The sequence below is a fragment of the Facklamia miroungae genome, assembly GCF_012396555.1.
Taxonomy (GTDB): Bacteria; Bacillota; Bacilli; order Lactobacillales; family Aerococcaceae; genus Facklamia; species Facklamia miroungae.
This window is the reverse complement of the sequence record NZ_JAAXPS010000001.1, coordinates 377527-399001: the sequence shown is the minus strand read 5'-3', so window position 1 is coordinate 399001 and position 21475 is coordinate 377527. Positions and strand designations below refer to the sequence as shown.

The 21475-nt window shown below is 35.5% G+C and carries 1 protein-coding gene; it reads left to right on the top strand.

Annotated features, from left to right (window positions below):
* Positions 1 to 118: 118 nt before the first annotated feature.
* Positions 119 to 21340 (top strand): Cna B-type domain-containing protein, encoded by a 21222-nt coding sequence (locus tag HF969_RS01840; protein ID WP_090289063.1) that lies wholly within the window; start codon positions 119 to 121, stop codon positions 21338 to 21340.
* Positions 21341 to 21475 lie beyond the last annotated feature (135 nt).

Below are 21475 nucleotides of genomic sequence, written 5' to 3'. Positions count from 1 at the left end.
TGATATTTGATCAATTGTTAAATACGATCAGTCTCTAGCTCAAACGAAGAAGTTTATTTCACTAAACTCTTTCGTTTTATTTTACATTCATCTTAATTATTTAAGGAAGGGAAGAAATATGAAGAATAAACTTATCCAAAAGCTAAACAAGCTTTTTTTAATTGGAGTCACTCTGTTTAGTAGCGTATCCACCTATATGCCAACCACAGTCCAAGCTCAAACTGAAAAAGAAGAAATAGTCTCGATTAGTGAGGGACCTTTTAAGAATATCACTCATAAAATAACAGTAGATCCAATTTCAGAGGACCTCTGCCGCAGAAATTTAACAGGAGTAATTGAATTTGATTGGCCTGAGCCAAATGAAATGTTAGACATAGTTGTCGTTCAGGACCTTTCTGGCTCTTTTAATCGTAGTATTTCTACAGTAGGGAATGCAATTAAACAAATTGCAGATGGTCTTGATTTTGGTAAGGATATTGATGGAAAATCTCCTAAAGATCGAATGATGTTTGTAACCTATCAAGGTACTTGGGATGAAGGGGAAATTGATTATAGAGTAGAAAATGGTGTGAAATATAATTATTATAGACGTTCGGGTAGAGACATTACTGATCCGCGTGATAACGGACCATTGTACTCTAATAAACAGGACGTTTTTGCATTCGTTAACAAATATTATAATCAATCCTTTACGTACGGTGGCACCCCTACTTTAGATGGTATGGTAAATGCAGAAAAACTTTACAAAAAAAACACCTCTGCGGAAGAACCATTTAATAAGGAAAGCTACGAAATTAATGGAAAAAAAAGAAACAGAAAAACGATTTACTTACTTGTTACAGATGGATTAGCCAATGCTTCTAAACCGGAAAACATAGCACCTTCAATAAGAAATGAGTATGGCTACGAACAAGATCAACATTGGACCTCTGCTGTTCAAACGCCGTCTATTACTTATTATTGGTTAACTAATAAAAAGATAGACACACAATATGGAGGTGAATTGCAAGGTCGAGAGGGCAAATATGAGGCTTATAATTCTCAGCTGTTAGCATTAGGTTATCAAGCGGACAATATGAGAAAAAGAGGAGGTATTAATAATAGTTCCGCTGAGTTTGCAACGGCATTCTTTTCTAACGATTTATCATCTACCTATATTAACTATGATAAAATGGAACCGCATGTCATTTCAGGTATGAAAGATATTGTTAGTAGAGATGAGTATTTTATCACATCAAGTGATGTTAATATCTTATCAGATAAGTTAATCAGAATCTTTAGAAGTATGGACCAAACAGTTTTTGACCAAGTGAAATTATCAGTTGATCCTGGATATAAATTGCTTGATGATTATAAATTGGAAAAAATCGAAGGAGAAAACACAAGGGTGATTAAAACGAACTCTACTGATGAAGCTCCTTATGATGAAACAGAGGTGTCCGCTGGGGCGTCTATTATCGATATGCGGGCAGATAGTAATGGCAAGGTGATGACATCTGGTAGGTATAGAATGACTTATCATATAACCGAAGATCAATTACATGCTAAAGCAAATGTTCCAATTACACTTTCAATGACTTTTGAAAATAAAACTTTCGATATCGAAGTTCCAGCTGCAAACGCTGAAGTTCCTGGGAACACAAAGACTGATTGTGAAATCACCCCAATAAAAGATGTCACTCGCTTGAAAGGGGAGGAACCTAACAATGGTGGATATTTAGAGTTGGTTTCGAGAGAGGAACCTTTTGAATTCGTGACAAAAGTGCCATTTAACTCTACTGTCCAAGATATCACTCAGGAAAACTATAATAAGGGATTAAGAATAATTTTAGCTGATGATGTCGATCCGAGACTCAATATTTTAGAAGTGTTAGTAACCACCTTAGATGATGGGGTGAATAAAGATGGGACTATTAACTCAAATCTTGGCATTGATGCCACTTCAGGCCCAACTCCTTTGAATCAACGAGTTGCATACTGGAAAGACGACGGAACAAATAGTGGGTATACAAGTCCATCAGGAAATTTGGTCATTGATCAAAGCAACAATAAGGTCAGCTATGTAATGCCGGAAAGGCCAGGTAAAATTGGGGAAGTAGATTTTCCTTATGGTGGATTGGATGGCAAATCCTACTATTTAGTTATTAAAGCAAAGATCAAAGATAGTGTGACTAACGAAGAAATTAATCTTATGCAACAAGAAGTTAATGGATTAAAACTTGGGATTCCTAACACTTCAACAGTTACTGTAGGAGGCTATACAGTTGATTCCAATATCGCCAGAGTGGTACCGCCAGTATATAAAGAACCTAGCATTAAAAAACAAATTATTACGAGTCTTGGAAAAGGCGACTCCGGCGTTTTACTTAACAGTAACGAAACCTTTAAATATCAAATTGAATTAACAGACTTTGGCTCTTATGTTAATGGTAAGTATCTTGTAGATACTTCTAGCATTAGAGATTTAACCATTAAGGATCAACTTGAACCAGTTTTAGAATATAGTGGGAATCCTAAATTGACTTGGAAAGACTCAAAAGATCAAGAACACAGCATTGATTTAACTGGCAATGAACCAACAGTAAATACTGAGAACCTATTATCTCTTGTAGTGACTAAGACCAATATAAATGAGGATGGTTCGATAAACGAAAATGAATCGGTAAATCCGTATCTTTTTAGTCCTATCTATCATGATGGAGATTTTGGTGATTATCGGACAACTTTGGATATAGTTAGTATGAAGCTTGTTTTTGATGTTAAGGTTAAAGATAGCTCCGAGTTAACTAATTATTTAGATAAAGTATCTCAAAGGACGATTATTCCAAATATAGCTGATTACACTATAAAAGATTCATTGGAAAAAGAGGTATCGAAAGATTCAAACGTAGCGAGAGTAACCCTTCCTTTACCTAATATAAGTCTTAGAAAAATAGATGATAAAGATTTATCTCAACTTGAAGGAGCAAAATTTGTTCTAAAAGATTTAACTCCTAAAGGCGCCAATCCAACTGTCACTGCTTTTACAACTAAGGATTTAGATACTAATTTTACCAATTTAAATATAGGGCACACTTATGAACTAATTGAAGAAACACCTCCAAGTGGTTATATTGGTGAAAAAGCAAAATATCGAATCAAGGTCTTGGAGAGTGGTAAATTAGAAATAGTTAAAATATCTAATGGAAACCAAAGTCAATTGACTGAAGCCGATGACACGGATGAACTTAGTGGAAATCTTTTAATCATCAAGAATAAAAAAGCTCTTTCTCCGCCAATAGAAAAAAGGTTGAATGATTTAGCGGAATATACTGAAAAAAATCCATACCAGATGAAATCCAGTGACGAGAAATTAGAATATAAACTTCGGGTTACATTACCCGAATCTACAGATGGTTATAATGAGTTGGTTATTGAAGATACGATTGATGAATATTTAAATATTGATCGATCGTCGATTAGAGCTTATGTGGAAGAAGATTCAACTTTAGTGAATGGATACCCTCAATTTAAAAATAACGGAAAAATCTTAGAGTTTATTATCAATAAAGATTTTAGCAAATATCAAGGCAAAACTATTGTTATCAGTTTTAAGGCTAATTTGGACAAAACAAAAGGCCTAGACAAGCTTATTTCGGCACGTCCTTCTGGTATTCTAAAAAATCAAGCAACCGTTACTTTAAATGAAACTGAACCACAAAAATCGAATGTTGTAGCATCTCAGTTTAAGGTAGGGAACGTTCAATTTACCAAAAACTTAAAAGAGGGTGAAGCACTAAAACCGATTAGTGATGGAGAGAGTGCTACATTTGAATTATATAGAGTTATAGGAGCCATGGATACAAGTGGCGACTCTTCAGAAAAAGACATTTATATAGGCTCATACACCAATAAAGATGGGAAAGTTATTGTTAATAATTTGGAAAAGGGATCATATTACTTTATTGAAATCTCTGCTCCAGAAGGTTATGTAAGAGAAAAAGTACCAATCCCTGAAAGAGGCTTTAACATTACAGGTGATGAAAAAGAAACCCTTGATTTAGGGGCAGTCAATAACTTGAAATCTCTGGTTCCTTCAATTACAAAGAAGGTAGACGGAAAGAGTGAAATCTCCATTAAACTGGGGCAAGAATTTACTTATACTATCAATATTCAAATTCCGGAAACAATCACAGATTCTGAATTGATTGTGACAGATTTGGTTCCTAGAGCTTTGGAATATGTAAACGGAGGATATCCAGAAGTTGGAACAGTTGATACAAATGGAGTATTCACTTCTAATACTGCTCTAAATGAGAAATTGAAGAGGTCCGATGCGAACAACCCGAATTCCCTAGTATTTAAATTGACTGAAGAAGATGCTGTTAGTCAATATGCTGGACAAACAATTCAAATCCGTTTTAAAATGCGGGTGAAACCAGGAACAAATTTATTGACAACAGCTGATCCGGATAATCCTGGGGAAAATTATTTAAATGCTGATAATCAATACAGGCTTTTAAATACCGCTCATATGACTTTTGGTACAGAAAAAAGTGATTCATCAGCTATCATAAATCCATCAATACTTACTGATGTAAAGGTGATAAAAACGGAAGGAGAAGGAAAAATTCCCGTGCCTGGTGCCGAATTTACACTGACAGCTTTAGAAGGTCAAACAGACTTATCTGGGAAAACATTAGTGTTTAATAGCCAATCATTAAATGACGGTTCTGTTACCTTCAACAAAGTTCCAAACGGAAAATATCGATTTGAAGAAGTAAAAGGCCCTACTGATTCTAAATATCTTAAGGATGATACTCAGTATGTTCTAAATGTTAATTTGGACAAGCGTACAGGCATTTTAAACCTTGACTTAACAGATAAAACAGTCGAATACACTGCTAGAAATACTAATGGCGAAATTAAGATATTTAATAATGAAAATCGAAACGTTAAAGTGAGAAAAGAGTGGATTGACAATAGCAATGACCAAAATACTAGAACAGAAACGGTATTCACACTTAAGAGAAGGATAAACGGCAGTGAGGATAGCGATTTTAGATCCCCTTCAATTAAGCTATATGGAACCGAAGATGTAGAAACGGTAGAATTTAAGCTTGATGGTAATGACAAACCTTTACCTCGATTTTCAGAAGTTGAATATCAAGAAGGCAATAATACTCTAAGATATGAATATGAGTACTACGTAGAAGAAAATTATTTGCCAAATTATATTACCAACTACAGTAATCAACTTGACGAAAATGATGAAACAATTATTGTAACTAATACATTGAAGAATTATTCATTTGAGATTCAAAAATTGGATGGAGATAACAATGAACCGTTAAAAGGTGCGACTTTTGACCTCAAACATAAGAATAATTCGAAGATAGCTTATAAAGTTAAATCAGGAGACAATGGGATTATAAAATTCGAGGGATTAGTTCCGGGCGTTTATAGTTTAAGCGAATTATCAACTTCAGATAGTCAGTATGTGCTGGATAGTACAGTTGTTGAAGTGGAAATTTTAGACGACGGTGGCGTTAGAGCTCTCACTTCGGGGTATAAATTTGAAGAGATTGATATTAATGGTACTTCACATAATGTAATTAGATTTTCTAACTACAAGCGGTATACTCCGAGTAAGACAGTGACAAGAGATATAGCTGAAAATGAAGTGGCAGGTAAAGTTAGTGGTGAAATTCAAAAAGATACTATCCAAATCGATTCACTAGATGAAACATTCACCTATCGAGTGGAATTCCCTGTCGGTGCTGGTAAAGGTTTTGAAAAGTTGACCATTGCTGACTTTGCTGATCCTGCTCTTCAAATAGAGGCTGATTCAATAAAAATTTATGATAAAGAAACAGGCGATGATTTATCAGCTAATTTTAAAAATGAGTCCAATATCCAGGAAAGAAGAGCCCAATATACAGTAGATAAAATTGATAGTCCTCAAGAATTCGAAAATATAGTTAATAAAACGATTATTTTAGAATTGCAAGCTAAAGTTGTTTATACGGCGGAGAAGCTTAAAGGAGAATCTAGCAGGTATCCTGAAATGAAAATTCCAAACACTGGGTTAGTTAGGATCAATGATTATGTGCCAAATGATTTGCTGACTAATACAGTTTACGTTCAGCCGCAGTTCAGTTCAATTACTTTCCAAAAACAAATTGAAAAGAATGATGGAACAGTTGCAAATTTACCAAGTGTATACAATGCAGCCTTCAATATAGAAAGATTAACCAATGGAAGATATGTAAAAGTTGGTGGAGATTTAGTTACAGATGATAAAGGACAAATCACTATTGATAACGTAGATGAAGGGACTTATAAGTTAACAGAAACCAAAGCACCTTATGGTTTCCGAAGACCAGGAGAACCTTTTATGCTGAAATTGGTTAAAGAAGATGGCAAACTAAATGTTTATAAAAATGATGATTCTAATACTCTTTGGACGACAATTTCTGAAGCCGACAGAACGCCAACTATCATTAATAAATCACCAGAGCAACCGAAGTTAAATAAGACAATCGTAAAAAAAGATGCAATACCTGCAATCGATAGCAAGCATCTACAATTAGAAACTTGGAGAGAAGAGTTTGACTATTATATAGATATATCTCTACCTTCGGATGTTTCTAACTATAATGCTGTTAATTTAGTAGATTCTTTACCGACAGGAATTGATTTAGTGGCTGGAACACGTCCTTTTGTGACGCTGGGAACTTTAGATGATCATGGGAACTTCACTCCTAGTACCGATGATGTTTCTCTAGCATTATCTGATACACAAACGCGTCAAGGAAAGATAAGTCAAGATATTAAAGTTACTGGCATTAATCCGAAAACGATTTCCTATATTTCTGACTGGTCCATTTTAGATAGAAATATTACTAATAATCTTGCTAATAAGACAATTAGAGTAAAAGTAACTGCTAAAATTGCTGATACAGTTAACACAAAATCGGGCTTAGAATTTGTTAATGATGAAAATGGCCTTGACGTTGTTAGAAACCAAGTTACCCTCACTTTAAATAACGAATGGACAATTGATTCATATGCAGATTTTTCTCCAGCTAAACAATATGGTCTTGAATTTATAAAAGTAGGAGAAAAAGGCGAGCCACTTTATGACGCTCAGTTTAATTTAATGAGGTATAAAGAAGGGAATCCTGACCAAGGACCAGAGATTCCAGCCGATATCAAGAGTCAAAGTTTCTCGTCTTCAAGAACAAATGGAACGTTTTCTATTCCAGAAGGTTTAGCACCAGGAAAGTATTATTTAATAGAAACTTATAGACCAGAAGGGTTTATTGAGAATGGTAATCAGATACCAGCAGGCTATTCAGCAGGTACAGGTCTGTATGTAATAGAAATTCTTGTTGATGAAAAGACAGATCATATGACAGCCAAACTATATAATGTAGATGAAAGTGGCAATGTAGAAACCCTGATTGGCTCTTTCGCTGGAACAAGTGAAGACCCAGTTAAAATCACGAATCGGAGACTAATTTTTGTTCCAATTAATAAAATTTGGAAGGATGACGATAATAGCAATGCTTTAAGGCCAGAAAGATTATCATTTTTATTACAGAGAGCCACAGTCCAAGGCGAACCTGATATTCTTGACCCAGAAAAAGGTGTTTTGGTCCCAGCATCCGAAGAAGATATTGCCGATAAATTAGATGATGAGTTTAACTCAATGGCTAAAAATAATCCTGATCTTCACGTAACTATTCCAACCTCCTTGCTACCAAACTATTTTAATTGGAAAGGTATTTATAGGTACAATGATGAGGGTGTGGAGTATAATTACTATGTCTTAGAAGATCCGGTCGAAGGATATACTCCTAGTTATACAGTTAATTCAGAGTATCCTTTTTACAAAGGTGAAGCTTTTTCAGACGCGATTGATATAACTAATAGTCTGAATTCAACGAAAAATTTTATATTGAAAAAGGTAGACGATACTGCTGAAAAAAATCCAGTTACTCATGCGGTCTTTAATATTTCATACGAGAACGATAATGGGGATAAAATAGTTCGAACTTTAACTACTGATGATCAAAACGGTCAAATCGATTTATCTGGGCTAATTCCTAATAGAACCTATAAACTGATAGAAGTTACAGCTCCAGCAGGGTATCAAAAAAATGAAACAGTCTATGAAATTTCCGTAGACAATAAAGGTGGGTTCACTGTTAAAGCTGATGGAACACCATTACAATTGAACGGAACAAATTCTGGCTTAACAAGTCAAGAACTGACAAGGACTGAACCAGCACCAACAGATGCAAATCCATCTGCTAAGAAGGAAGTTGAATATACAGGATATTTCTTAGAAATTGTAGATAAGAAAGCGATAGCACCCAAACCAGTTAAAACAATTAATAATGCAAATTCATACGCATTAAAGTCTTTAAATGAAGTATTCACATATAAAGTGGAAGTTCCGGTCACCTCTGTTGAAGGATATGCGAGCTTCAATTTAGAAGATACTGTCAATGATCTATTAGAAATAGTTCCCAATTCAGCCACTATAACGGCGGATACTAAAGATATTTCTTCATTTGGAACCTTGAAGATTGAATCAAAGAACGATGATACAAGAAATGATCGAATCAGCTTTGTAATGAATAAAAACTTCGAAAAAATTGCTGATAGGACGGTTATTTTAGAATTTAAAGCGAGAGTGGCACAAGGGAAGACGCTTGATGATTTAAATGCTTTTGTCCAATTACCAGAAAATACCGCTGGAATTCCAAACGACGTGACACTCAAGATTAATGAAGAATCAAACACATCTGAAAAAGTTTATTTGACTCCATCACCAACAGGTAAAGCACCTAGCCTTACGAAACATGTGAATGGATTAGAAAACTACAAACTTAGAGAAAACGATGAACTATTTAACTATAAAATTGATGTAAAAATTCCGGAAAATGTAATGGGGTATAATTCTTTTGTCATCAAGGATACCCTTGCTAAGCTAATACAAGTTGAGGGTGGAATTAAACTTACTTATACAAATTCTGATGGCGTTATTATTCCATTAAAAGAATCATCAGATTATACTCTTACGAATAAAACAGATAGGGATCCTAATACCGTTAATGATGGGCAAATAGAAGTAGTTTTTGGAGAGGATTTTAATTATACAAACATAGCTGGAACTACATTATCAATGGAGTTTAGAGCTAAGTTGAAATCTGGTGTAACAGAAGAACAACTTGAAGAATATAAAGAAGGAATCTTGTTTAGAGAAATAAAAGTTCCTAATTATGCGCTTGTTACGTTAAACGGAATAGAGGGTAAATCTGAAAAAGCTACTATATCACCAATGTCAGATCCAACCATTGATAAGAAAGTTAATGGTCAAGATAACATTGTTTTAAATGGTACTCAATTAGGTAAAACCATCAAATTTACCATTGATGCAAAAGTTCCATATAATACTAGCAGTTATAATACTTTTACTATATCGGATCAATTAAGCGAAATATTTAAAATTGAAACAGCTACAGTTACAATTGATGAAAATCAAGATACTGATGGCTTAGTTAAAGTCGCACAAAACGAGGGTCTTATAACCGCAACCATTACTGGAAAAGAAAATGTCGCTAAATATGCTGGTAAAACAGTTAAACTTACCATTGCAGCTATTTTGGATCAGTCCCAGGATTTATCTAAGTATATAGTAGATGGGAAACTTCCAAATACAGCTAAAATTATCGTAGACAAGGCTCTAATCGCCGAAGATACAGCAACGATTACGCCTAATACCGTTCAAGTAAGCTTCAAGAAGACCCTTGATAGAGAAACGAATTGGCCTACGGGGATTAAAGCCGAATTTAAATTGGAAAAACAAGTAGGTGCTAATTGGACTCTTATTCATGTGAATGGACAAGATCGTTTTACTGTTGCATCTTTCGATTCTTTAAGTCTGGGTGATTTACTTCCAGGAACATACAGGGTAACAGAGACAAAAGCACCTGAAGGATACATCTCAACAGAACCTAAGTCGTTCACAATATCAGGTGAAGAAACTGAAAAAGTTGAAGTGACTCTAAATAATACAAAACAACCTTTATCTACCAAATCAGTTGATAAAAACTTCTTTGCTAATTTCAGCGAGGAAAAAATCTTTAGAATTTCAACACCAATCGATTCGGTAGAAAATATTAAATCTATTGAGATTGAAGATACGGTTGATCCTATGTTTGAAATTCAAAAAGCAAATGTAATTTCAACAAATGGAAATTATGAAGGGCAACCAGTAGTTGCAGGTCAAAATGTGAAAGTATCTGTGACATCCACAGAAGATTTAGTTAACCTTGCTAAAGGTAATCTGATTCTTGAAATTAAGGTTAAGTTAAAAGATGGGTTCGTTTATGACGAATTATCTGAAGATTACAAGAAAAATGGAATTCCTAATACTGCAGAAATTTCTATTAATGGAGAAACACCAATTTCAACAAATGAGGTTAGAGTAAAAGTTCCAACTGGAACAGCTACGCTTGTTAAGAGAGATGGAGAGAATAATCCACTGCCAGCTGGTGTTTCTGCAACCTTTGATCTTTACAAAGTTATAGGTGCTGTAGATGAAAATACAAAGATAGATGAAGCAGATATTAAGATAGGTACTTATGTAACAGCTAAAGATGCTTTGGGAGCAGATAGAATTATTGTTCAAAACCTTGAACCAGGGCAATACTATTTTAAAGAAACTATTCCACCACAAGGGTATGTTCTTGATGAAGCGAATAGAGTATTTAAAATGGAAGTTGATGAGAATGGAAATGTTAAACAGGTGGCAGAATCTAACTTTTCAGACAAGACTGATTTCATAATTATTAATAAAAAGTCTGAAAATCCAACTATTACTAAGAAAATTGTTGACGGTCAAGAAGAACTTGATCACAAAGATTTGGAAACATTAAACGAGAGTATTCCTTATAAGGTTTCGGTGGACGTAAAAGATGTCCAAAATTGGAAAGAGTTCACCTTAACAGATAGGGTCGATCCATTATTAACAGCTACAAATATCAAAGTGACATTTGATGGAAAAGAGTATACCCTTGATGAAGTCCGAGACGCTGATGTATTTACTTATGATCAAAATACAGGCTTAATCACCTTTGAATATACTCAAATGGATAAAGTGAAACTACTAGTTGGAAAAACTATTATCCTTACATTTGATGCAACAATAAAAAATGGTATTACAACTGAGGAAATAAAAGCTGCATACTCAGACAGTAAAATTCCAAATAATGCAAATTTAGAAGTTGGAAATGGTCGTACATCATCTAATCAGGTAACAGTAACACCTCCCGGCCCAGCGCCTACTATAACAAAATCAGTTGATAATGTTGAGTTAAGACGTCTTGGAACAAAAGACCAGACTTTCTTTTATGATATAAGAGTTCCAATACCAGTAAATACAACTGGTTACGAAACGCTTGTTGTTACTGATGAATTAAATACTCTGTTAGAAACAGCTGATGAGAGAATTGCTGTGTATGTCGATGATGATTTGAGAGCAGATTTTAATCAGTATTTGACGATAGATGGTAATAAGGTGAGTCTAACTTTACCTTCTAGCTTTAATTACTCAAAAATAGCTGGAAAAACTATGAGGCTATCTATCAATGCTAATATTAAATCAGATGCAACTAATAATGATCTAGCTAAATTCATAAACTTATCATCTAAAGAAATTGAAATACCTAATAGTGCTAGTTTAACCTTTAATAATGAAGAACCGGTATCTTCAAATGAGGTTATTGTCATACCACCTGGCGAACAACCAACTATTGCCAAATCAGTTGAGACAGTAGCAAATCCTAAAGATATAACAAGTGGAAACTTGAACTTATCGACTAAGAACACTCCATTCACCTATCGAGTAAATGTGAAAGTTCCTAATAATGTAAATGGTATAAAATCGCTACAAATAGTAGATACTCTTGAAACTTTCTTAAAAGTAGGAAATGTAAGTGTCTTAGTTGACAATACTGAAAGCAATTTAACAGCATATAATAACGATCAACTAGTATCAGTAACTATTCCCGCGGATGCTGATGGGACATATAAAACATATGCTGGTAAAACAATTAGTTTAGTTATTAATGCAGCGATTGATCCTGCTATAAGTTCTGATGAAATAGCTCATGTTTACGGAAACTCTATGATTCCAAACGAAGCAGTACTCCTATCTAACGGTACAGAACGGATATCTAATAAAGTTACAGTTACACCACCTATGGAAAGTCCAACAGTAGTGAAAACTGTAAATAGTAAAACTGACGACATATTGGCAAATATGAAAGATCAATTTGTTTATATGATAGAATTTAATGTACCCGTGAATGTTGCTGATATAGATCAGTTGGTTTTAACAGATAATTTTGATCAAGCTATCCTACCGGATACGGATGCTATCAAGGTAAAAGTGAATAACCAAATTGAGGGTAATTTAAGAGCAAAAGTTGTTGATAACAAACTTGAACTTATAATTAATAAAGGCTTTGCCTCATCAATTTTTGGCAGTGCTTTTGAAGCCTATGCAGGTAAAACGATAAGTGTAGAAATTCCAGCGGTCTTTGCTGAAGATGTAGACTTCACATCTTATATAGAAAGAAAAGTTCATAATAAGGCTGTTTTAACCATAAATCCAGATGGAGAGCGCATAATTGCTGAATCTAATGACACTACCATACGACCACCTCTTGGAGACGTGATACTTGAAAAATTAGTAGATGGCAAAAAATTAAGCGGAAATCAAACAGCTGAATTTAAACTTTATAAAGTCGATACTAATGGTGATGTATTAATCAAGAATGGTGACGTTGAAGTGTTTAGTGTTAACAGTACCAACAACAAGATAGAGTTAGAAAATGTCTTGGAACCGGGAGATTATTACTTTGTAGAAACAAAGGCCCCAGAAGGATATGTCCTAGACGATATCCATCATGAATTCACTATTAAAAAAGATCAAACGATTGCTATTTCAATTATCGTGAATAATACTCCGAGTGAGACTGCTATAACTGTGAATAAAATATGGGTAGACGACAATAATGCAGCTAACACTAGGCCATCTACGCTTACTTTCCAAGCGATACAAACAGTAGAAAATAAACCGACAGGGCAAGTCTTCGATAAGGTATTTAGAGTTAATGAAGAAGGGGAATATGTGCTCGAAGGCCTTCCAGCCTTTAATGACCAGGGAATGCCTTTTACTTACTTGGTTAAAGAAATTCCAGTAACAGGATATACAACAAGTGATCCTAGACCAGTAACGGATGAAGATGGCAGTATAACAGGCTATAAGATCACTAATACACTGGCTGAGACTACTTCTCTGCCATTTGAAAAGAGATGGGTAGATGGGCCGGATGAAAAGCCGAATGCTGTATTCAAATTAAATGCTAGTATAGGCGGGCAAACTTTAACAGACATCAAAGATGCGGATGGAAAACCTATCTCAGATATAACCTTGACTAATGGAACCACTAAGGGAGTATTTAAAAACTTACCAAGATATAATGATAAGGGATCACTTATCACTTATACCGTTTCAGAAGTTTCAGTAGATGGAATTGAAGTAATTGATAATAAGGTTGGAAACTATACAGTTTCGATTGAAAATGTCGGAAGTGCATTCATTATAACCAACACATATGGTTCAGAAACGAAGAACTTAACTGTGGAAAAAGAATGGATGGGTGGTTCTGATCAACCTGCCGTACAAATCCAACTATTTAGAAAAGTAGATGGCGGAAACCAAGAATTCGTGGGTAATCCAATCGTTTTAAATAATGCAAATGATTGGAAAGATACTTGGACGTCAATGCCAATTTATGATAGAAATGGTAAGCTTTATACATATTCAGTTAAAGAAATTAATCCACCTGCTGGCTACCAAGCAAGCTATGAAACATTAAGTGATACTAACGGTAAAGTGACTGGCTTTAAGATAACAAATACATTTAGTGTTGAATCAATTGATGTAAAAGCTATTAAACATTGGGTCGGTGGAGATACATTAGAAAGACCAACGGACGTTTATTTCGAACTTTATCAATCCACGGATGGTAGCATGATAAGTGATGCAGTCAATACGGCTGTAAAAGTGACTAGTACAGATGCTGAATTTGCAAATCCAATGGCACTAAACAATAAATCAGAGCTTATCTGGTCAAATCTTCCAGCTGTAACAGAGGAAAATAAAGTTATCACATACTCTGTAAAAGAAGTGAAGCGAGATGGTTCGGAATGGACTAATGCTAACTATATAGTCTCTTATAATGGATTAGAAGTTACCAATACTTATCAGTCTGAGAAAGAAACAATTTATGCTCAGAAAGTTTGGTCTGGAGGAGATTATTCATCCCATACAGGGGTTTCTTTCCAACTTTATCGAAACGGTCTAGCATTTGGAGAAGCGAAAGTTTTAGATGGGACGAATAAAGTTAATTGGGAAGTAGATTCAAGGGATGGTTTTGGTCAAGAGTATACTTATTCTGTAGAAGAAGCCTCTGTTCCAACAGGATATACAAAATCTGACACAACTGGAACAGGAACACAAACTGATCCGTTTGAAATAACCAATACCTATACACCGGGTATGACAAGTCATACCGTTAATAATGTTTGTATAAATGGGCCGGCTCCAAAACCAGATACTGAAATTGAGCTTTACAGAACGATTGAAGGTATTACCGAAAAAGTAACGGAACAAATGGTTCCAGGAATTAATAACCCCATAGCATTGACGGAAGAAAGCACAACATCCACTTATACTTGGGATGGTTTACCAATCACAACTTTAGACGGAAAAGCGATCACTTATTCTGCAAAAGAAGTTCGAGTGGGTGGTGTTCTAGTTGAAAATGATGTGGCAGGAAATTATACCGTTTCTTATGAAAAATTATCGGATGTTTCCAACTCAACAAAAATCACGAATACTTATCAATCACCTGAACTTTCCATAAGAGGATCAAAAACATGGGAAAATGATAGCGCTGCATCTAGGCCAGCTTCAATCGAAGTTGAATTGTTAAGAAATGGTCAATCATTAGAACCAGCTGTTATTGAAATCGTTTCAGCAGATGGAACGAATAACACATGGACTTACGATTTTGGAAACTTACCAAGGACAAATATTCAAGGAAAGGATTATGAATATTCAGTCAGAGAAAATAATGTACCAACTAACTACGAAGTATCCTACTCCGGCTATGACATTATTAATACTTATGTAGGTTCTACATCAGTAGATATTACCAAGACTTGGGTAGATGGTTCTAACGCAGAGGGTACACGACCAACAGAAATCACCTTAAAAGCTATTCAAAATATAAAAGATACCGCAGATGATTTAATTCCTACAGGTAAAATTTTTACAGAAGTCTTTGAAATTAAAGGTGATACAGGAAGTTATACTATTAATGACCTACCAGAATTTGACAAAAATGGAAATAAATTTATTTATACAGTTGATGAAGTAGAGGTTCCAGGCTATGAGAAATCGATTGAAGAAAATATTATAACCAATACTTTAACCAATACAAAAACTCTCGTTTTTGAAAAAATATGGGTAGGAGGAGATCAAGCAAACAGACCAGAAGCGACTATTAAATTACTTGCTAATGGTAATGAACTTGAACCTGATAGCAGAATTCCAATCAGTAAAATTCGATTAGCAGATCTTGTTGCTGATGAAAATGGACGCTTGATTGGTGAATTTACCGATCTACCAGTCTTCGATAGTTCAGGTAACGCAATCGAATATTCTGTTACAGAGTCTTTAGCAGATAATTCTGGTTATACTTCCAAGGTTGAACAAATTGGGGATAGTTATGTTATAACTAATACTTATGAAAGTGATAAGAAAACTATCTTTGCTAAAAAGACTTGGGAAGGTGGACCAACTGATAAGCCAAGTGTAGAATTTACTCTATTTAGAAATGGTGAAGCAGTGAGAGCGTCCGAACTTAATGAAAATCAAGTAAATCCAATTGAATTATCAAATGGAATAACCACAGTTCAATGGAATAATCTTCCAGAAAATGATCCGAATGGAAAACCTTATGACTACGCTGTTGCTGAAACTAAGACAGCTGAGAATTATACAATGTCGTTTGTTGGTGGAAAAGGTAGCCAAGATGAACCATTTGAAATCAAGAATACTTATGTTCCGGGAGTAACCTCTCATACAGTGAACAAGACTTGGGAAGGTGGAAATAGCCTTAAATATCCTTCAATTGAGCTAACCCTCTACAGACTAGTTGATGGAGTAGAAAAGATTGTGGATTCAAATATGGTGAATGGATTAATCAATCCAGTAAACCTAACCAGTGGAATAAATACTTACACGTGGTCAGGTCTTCCTGCAGAAGATTCTGAGGGTAATAAGTGTGTTTATATCGCTAAAGAGACTAAGGTTGGCGAAAATACATTTACTGATACTGGTATAGCTGGAAATTATCAAAAATCTCAAGAGTCTACTAATGGTAGTGTAACCTCGATTACCAATAAGTATCATAGTCCAGAAATTACGATTTACGCTAAAAAAATATGGCAAGGTGGAGATGAAAACAACAGACCGGATATAGTATTTACCCTTCACAGAAATGGGCAGGCTGTTGAAACTCCTCAAACATTAAGTCAAGGAACCACAATAGTTTCTTGGAGCAATCAACCTAAGACAGATCCTTATGGACAAGATTATGTTTACTCTATAATAGAAACAACACCAGCACTAAATTATAAGTTGGAAGTGGTTGGTGGAAGTGGTACCGAATCCGATCCGTTTGAAATCAAAAATACTTATGAGCCTGGAACAGTTTCTCATAAGGTAACAAAAATCTGGGAAAATGGACCAGCTATTAAGCCGCCAGTGGAAGTTGTTCTTTATCGATATGAAGATGGACAAAGTATAGATGATGCGGAAATAGTTACAGACGAAATGGTTGCTGGAATTGAAAATCCGGTTGATCTTGCCCAAACTTACGTTTGGACAGGCCTTCCAGCAGAAAACCAAAAAAATGGCAAATCCTATATCTATTTTGCCAAAGAAACGAAAATTAACGGGCAAGAGCTTGTTAATAATATTGCCGGAGATTATCAATTCGTTTCAAATCATTTTGAAAAGGACTCGCTAAATGTCCACGGCACAACTGTAATCACTAATAAGTATGTAAGTCCTAAGACAGAAATATTTGCTAAGAAAATTTGGGATGGCGGAAAAGAGGATAGTCATACTGGAGCTAAATTTACCCTTAAACGTAACGGTGTAGTAGTTGATAGGACGATGATACCTACAATAGAAAATCCAAAAATGCCAGATGTTAATGGTCAAGTTTTGTGGGACGGTTTAGATAAGACAGATGCTAATGGATTCGAATACAAATATACTGTTGAAGAAACAACTGTTCCAGCTAATTATATTTCTGAATCTATAGGGGGCGATGGCTTAAGTGCTGAAACAGCGTATGAAATCAAAAATATTTATCAGCCAGGAATGACTTCTCACTCTGTAACTAAGACTTGGGAAGGAATGACTGATGAGAATAACAAGCCGGAAATTGAAGTTACTTTGTACAGATTTAAAGCCAATCAAACGGAAGCAGAAGCCGTTAAAGTTACTCAAGATATGGCAAACATCCAAAACCCAGTAAGAATTATAGATGCTTATACTTGGTCTGGACTTCCAGCTCAAGATAGTGATGGAATTGATTTTGTTTATATCGCACGAGAAACTAAGATTAATGGCATCTCTATTACTGATTCAAACAAAGTGGTTGGAAACTATACATGGAAGTTTGAAACCCATACTGCCAGATCTGAGTCTGAAGGTTCGTCTACAGCTATTATTAACACCTACAAGCCAGCAGACGGCACAGTTGTCTTTGAAGTAACGAAAGAGTTAACAGGTAGACCATTACAAGCGGGAGAATTCACTTTCGGCTTATTTGAAAGTGATGGCACAACACCAGTCACACTCGGTGGAACGAATGTAACAGCTACCAATACAAAAGCTGGAAGAGTTATCTTCCCTGCATTAGAGTTAACAGAAGTTGGACAGAAAGACTATGTGATCAAGGAAATCATCCCAGAGGATAAAGAAGCTGGAATGACCTATGATGACTTAGCTGTTAAAGTTACTGTCGATGTGACGGATAATGAAGGAGTTCTATCCGCCGCGGTCACATATCCAAGCGATACCATCTTCAATAATATTTATCAAGCAAGTGGAGACGCTGTTGATATTGCGACTCAAATAAAATTAGAGGGTAAAGAACTAGCCGATCAAGCCTTTGACTTTGGCCTCTACCAAGCTGATGGCATAACACCTGTAACAGATGAATCAGGCAATCCACTGATAGTAAAAAATGACGCAGATGGCAAAGTAGCGTTTACCGATGTTCCATTAACGAAAGTGGGTTCAGAGGTTTATGTGATTAAACAAATTATCCCGACTTCTCCAGAAGTAGGCATGACTTATGATCAGAAACAAATCACAGCCACCGTAGAAGTTACAGATACCGATGGAAAACTAGAAGGCAAGGTAACCCTTTCAGATTCAGCAGGATTTATCAACAGCTACAAGCCAGAAGGTCAAGTGGTGATTGAAAGTAAGAAGACTCTAGAAGGGAGAGCTCTTGTTGCCAACGAGTTTAACTTCGAACTGATTGATGAAAGTGGCAAAGTGGTCGAACGGACATCTAATGACTCAGAAGGCAAAGTAATCTTCCCAGCTATCCCATTAGAAGAGGTTGGAGAGAAAACTTATACCATCAAAGAAGTTAAAGGCACGAACTCGAATATCACCTATGACGAAAAGATTATCACCGTCACAGTGACAGTAAGAAACGAGCAAGGTGTGTTAACCCCTAGTGTTACTTACTCTGATGAAGGAGGATTTATTAACACCGATAAAACGCCAGATGCACAACCATTAGATATTCAGGTAACAAAACATTGGAATGGAAAAGTTCCAAGTGAAGCAACAGAAATTGAGGTTAACCTATTAGCTAATGGTCAATTAACTAATTCTAAGATTAAGCTCTCAGATGATAACTCTTGGACTGATTCTTTTAAAGATTTACCTAAACATGATGATGAAGGTCAAATTATTATTTACACAGTGAAAGAAGCTGGTGTAGATGACCAAGGTAAGGTCGTGATCGATGGAACTGAATATTCAGTGGTAGTTACTGGTGATTACATCAATGGTTTCCATATTACTAACACGGGTGGAAGTGATGAAGAGGAACCAAGTGAAGCGTTGAGAAGCTTTGAAATAGGCAAGATATGGGCACATATGACCAATGAAGAAGCTAAAGCCTATTCTGCTAATTTCACTCTTTATGCGAATGGATCACCAATTGAAACGATTGTTTTACAAGGTAACAACTCGCATATCTTTGAAAATCTTCCAGTACTCGATGATAATGATCAAGTCATTACATATTCTGCTAAAGAAGAACCAATTCAAGGATTTACCACTTCGGTACTTGGTTTGGAGGAAGGATACTTATTTGTTAACATCCCTAATGAAAAGTATGGGGTAGTCCTTCAAAAGGTTGATAAAGACACCAAAGAAATCCTACCAGGCGCAGTATTTGAACTTTGGGGACGTTTAGCTCCTAAAGAAGAAGCTGCAGATTCAGAGAATTTAGACGATGAATCTGAAAGGGCACCGATAGTTGATAGAACAACAACTGTTCAAAATAGGCTATTGGAACTTCAAAATGAAGAAATAGCCATTCGAGATCAAATTGCCTATAATGATCAATTGATTCAAAAGGTCCAAGAATTTGAGGTTTATATAGATCAAACGCAATCTTATATCTCTCAGATGAATGCTTATGCTGAAACGGTTCCTTTAACAGAAGCTGAAGCAATTGATTTAGAAAATGCAGTCCAAGGACTCGCTCAAGCTCAGGCAGAATACGATGAGATTATGAGTCAGCTTCTACCTGAACCAGAAGTTCAAAAACTGCAAGTGAGACTTGGTGAAATTCAATCAGAAATTGCAAATCTTGAAATCGATCAAAATAGTGATGATCAAGTATCCGATGATTCCCAATCTCAACTATTAGAAAGCTCTGAAGATGAAGTGCTAAGTAGACAAGCGGCTTCGAGTCAGGCTGATTATCAACTAATTGGTACGTATACAACAGATGCTAATGGATTGATAAGTTTGGGAGACATGGAAGAAGGCGATTATTATTTCAAGGAAATAAAAGCACCTGAAGGGTATCGAGCTGATCTAGAGACAGAGTATCACTTTAGTTTACCTAATGAAGTACCTTCTGAAGCGACCATCGTTCATGTTGAAAACACCAAAATTCCACAATCTGAATACATGAATATTTCAGGAACGAAGCATTGGGTAGGAGATTCTATAGAAGACCGACCTGAATCGATTGAGATTGAGTTGATTGATATTTTCACCGATAACGTAGTTGCCACTACAACAGCTAGCGCTGATGGTAATTGGCAGTTTGGATTTGAAAATATTCTCAAGAAAAATGAAAACCAAGTAAGATATTATTATCGTCTTCATGAGCTTACACCATCAGGGTATGTTGCAAGCTACGGAGCCGACTATCAAATTACCAATACTCGAACGACAGAGCATCCAAATCCTCCAGCGGATACCGAGTATACCGAAATAACTGGTAAGAAGATTTGGAAAGATAACGATGATAGAACAAAACGACCAGATTACATTTATGTTCAACTCATCAATGATGACACCCATGCAGTGGAAGCTTCAATTAAAGTAACCGCAGAAACGAATTGGGAGTTTAGCTTCAAAAATGTAATCAGTAAAGATTCAACAGGCAAAACATATACTTATCATGTCGAAGAGTTATTGTTGGCTGAAGATCAATCAAGATATAAGGTCACATATAAAGGAAACAACATCATTAATACATTGATCCCTGATGATACTATCGAGACAACGACAACAGTTGAAAGTTCAACTACAACAGAAGAATCTGTAGAGACAACGACAACAGTTGAACACTCAACTGCAACAGAAGAACCTGTAGAAACAACGATTATAGATAAGCCAACAAAACCAGACAAACCTAGCAGGCCTAACAAACCTAATATACCGGGTCATAAACCAACTCCGTCAACTCCAGGAGTACGCCCTAATAAACCATCTGTATCGACACCAAGTCGACCAGGTGGAAGTAAAGGAAGCAATAAAGATTTACCAACTACGGGAGAAAATTATTTATGGTTTATTCCTATTCTTGGAATCTTAAGTTTAAGCTCTGGATATGTGCTAGTATCTATTAAACGTCGGGAAGAGAAGTAATTAATAAGGGGGGGTTCCTTCATAATTTAAAGACCTTGGTCATTTGACCAAGGTCTTATTTATATTCATATCGAGTTGGTTTTAGATATCTAGCGCTTTAATTTTTTATAATAAAAAATGAATGGACGACTGTTC

Coding starts and splice junctions, on each gene's coding strand:
- HF969_RS01840 (WP_090289063.1), top strand. CDS start 119: ATGAAGAATAAACTTATCCAAAAGCTAAACAAGCTTTTTTTAATTGGA.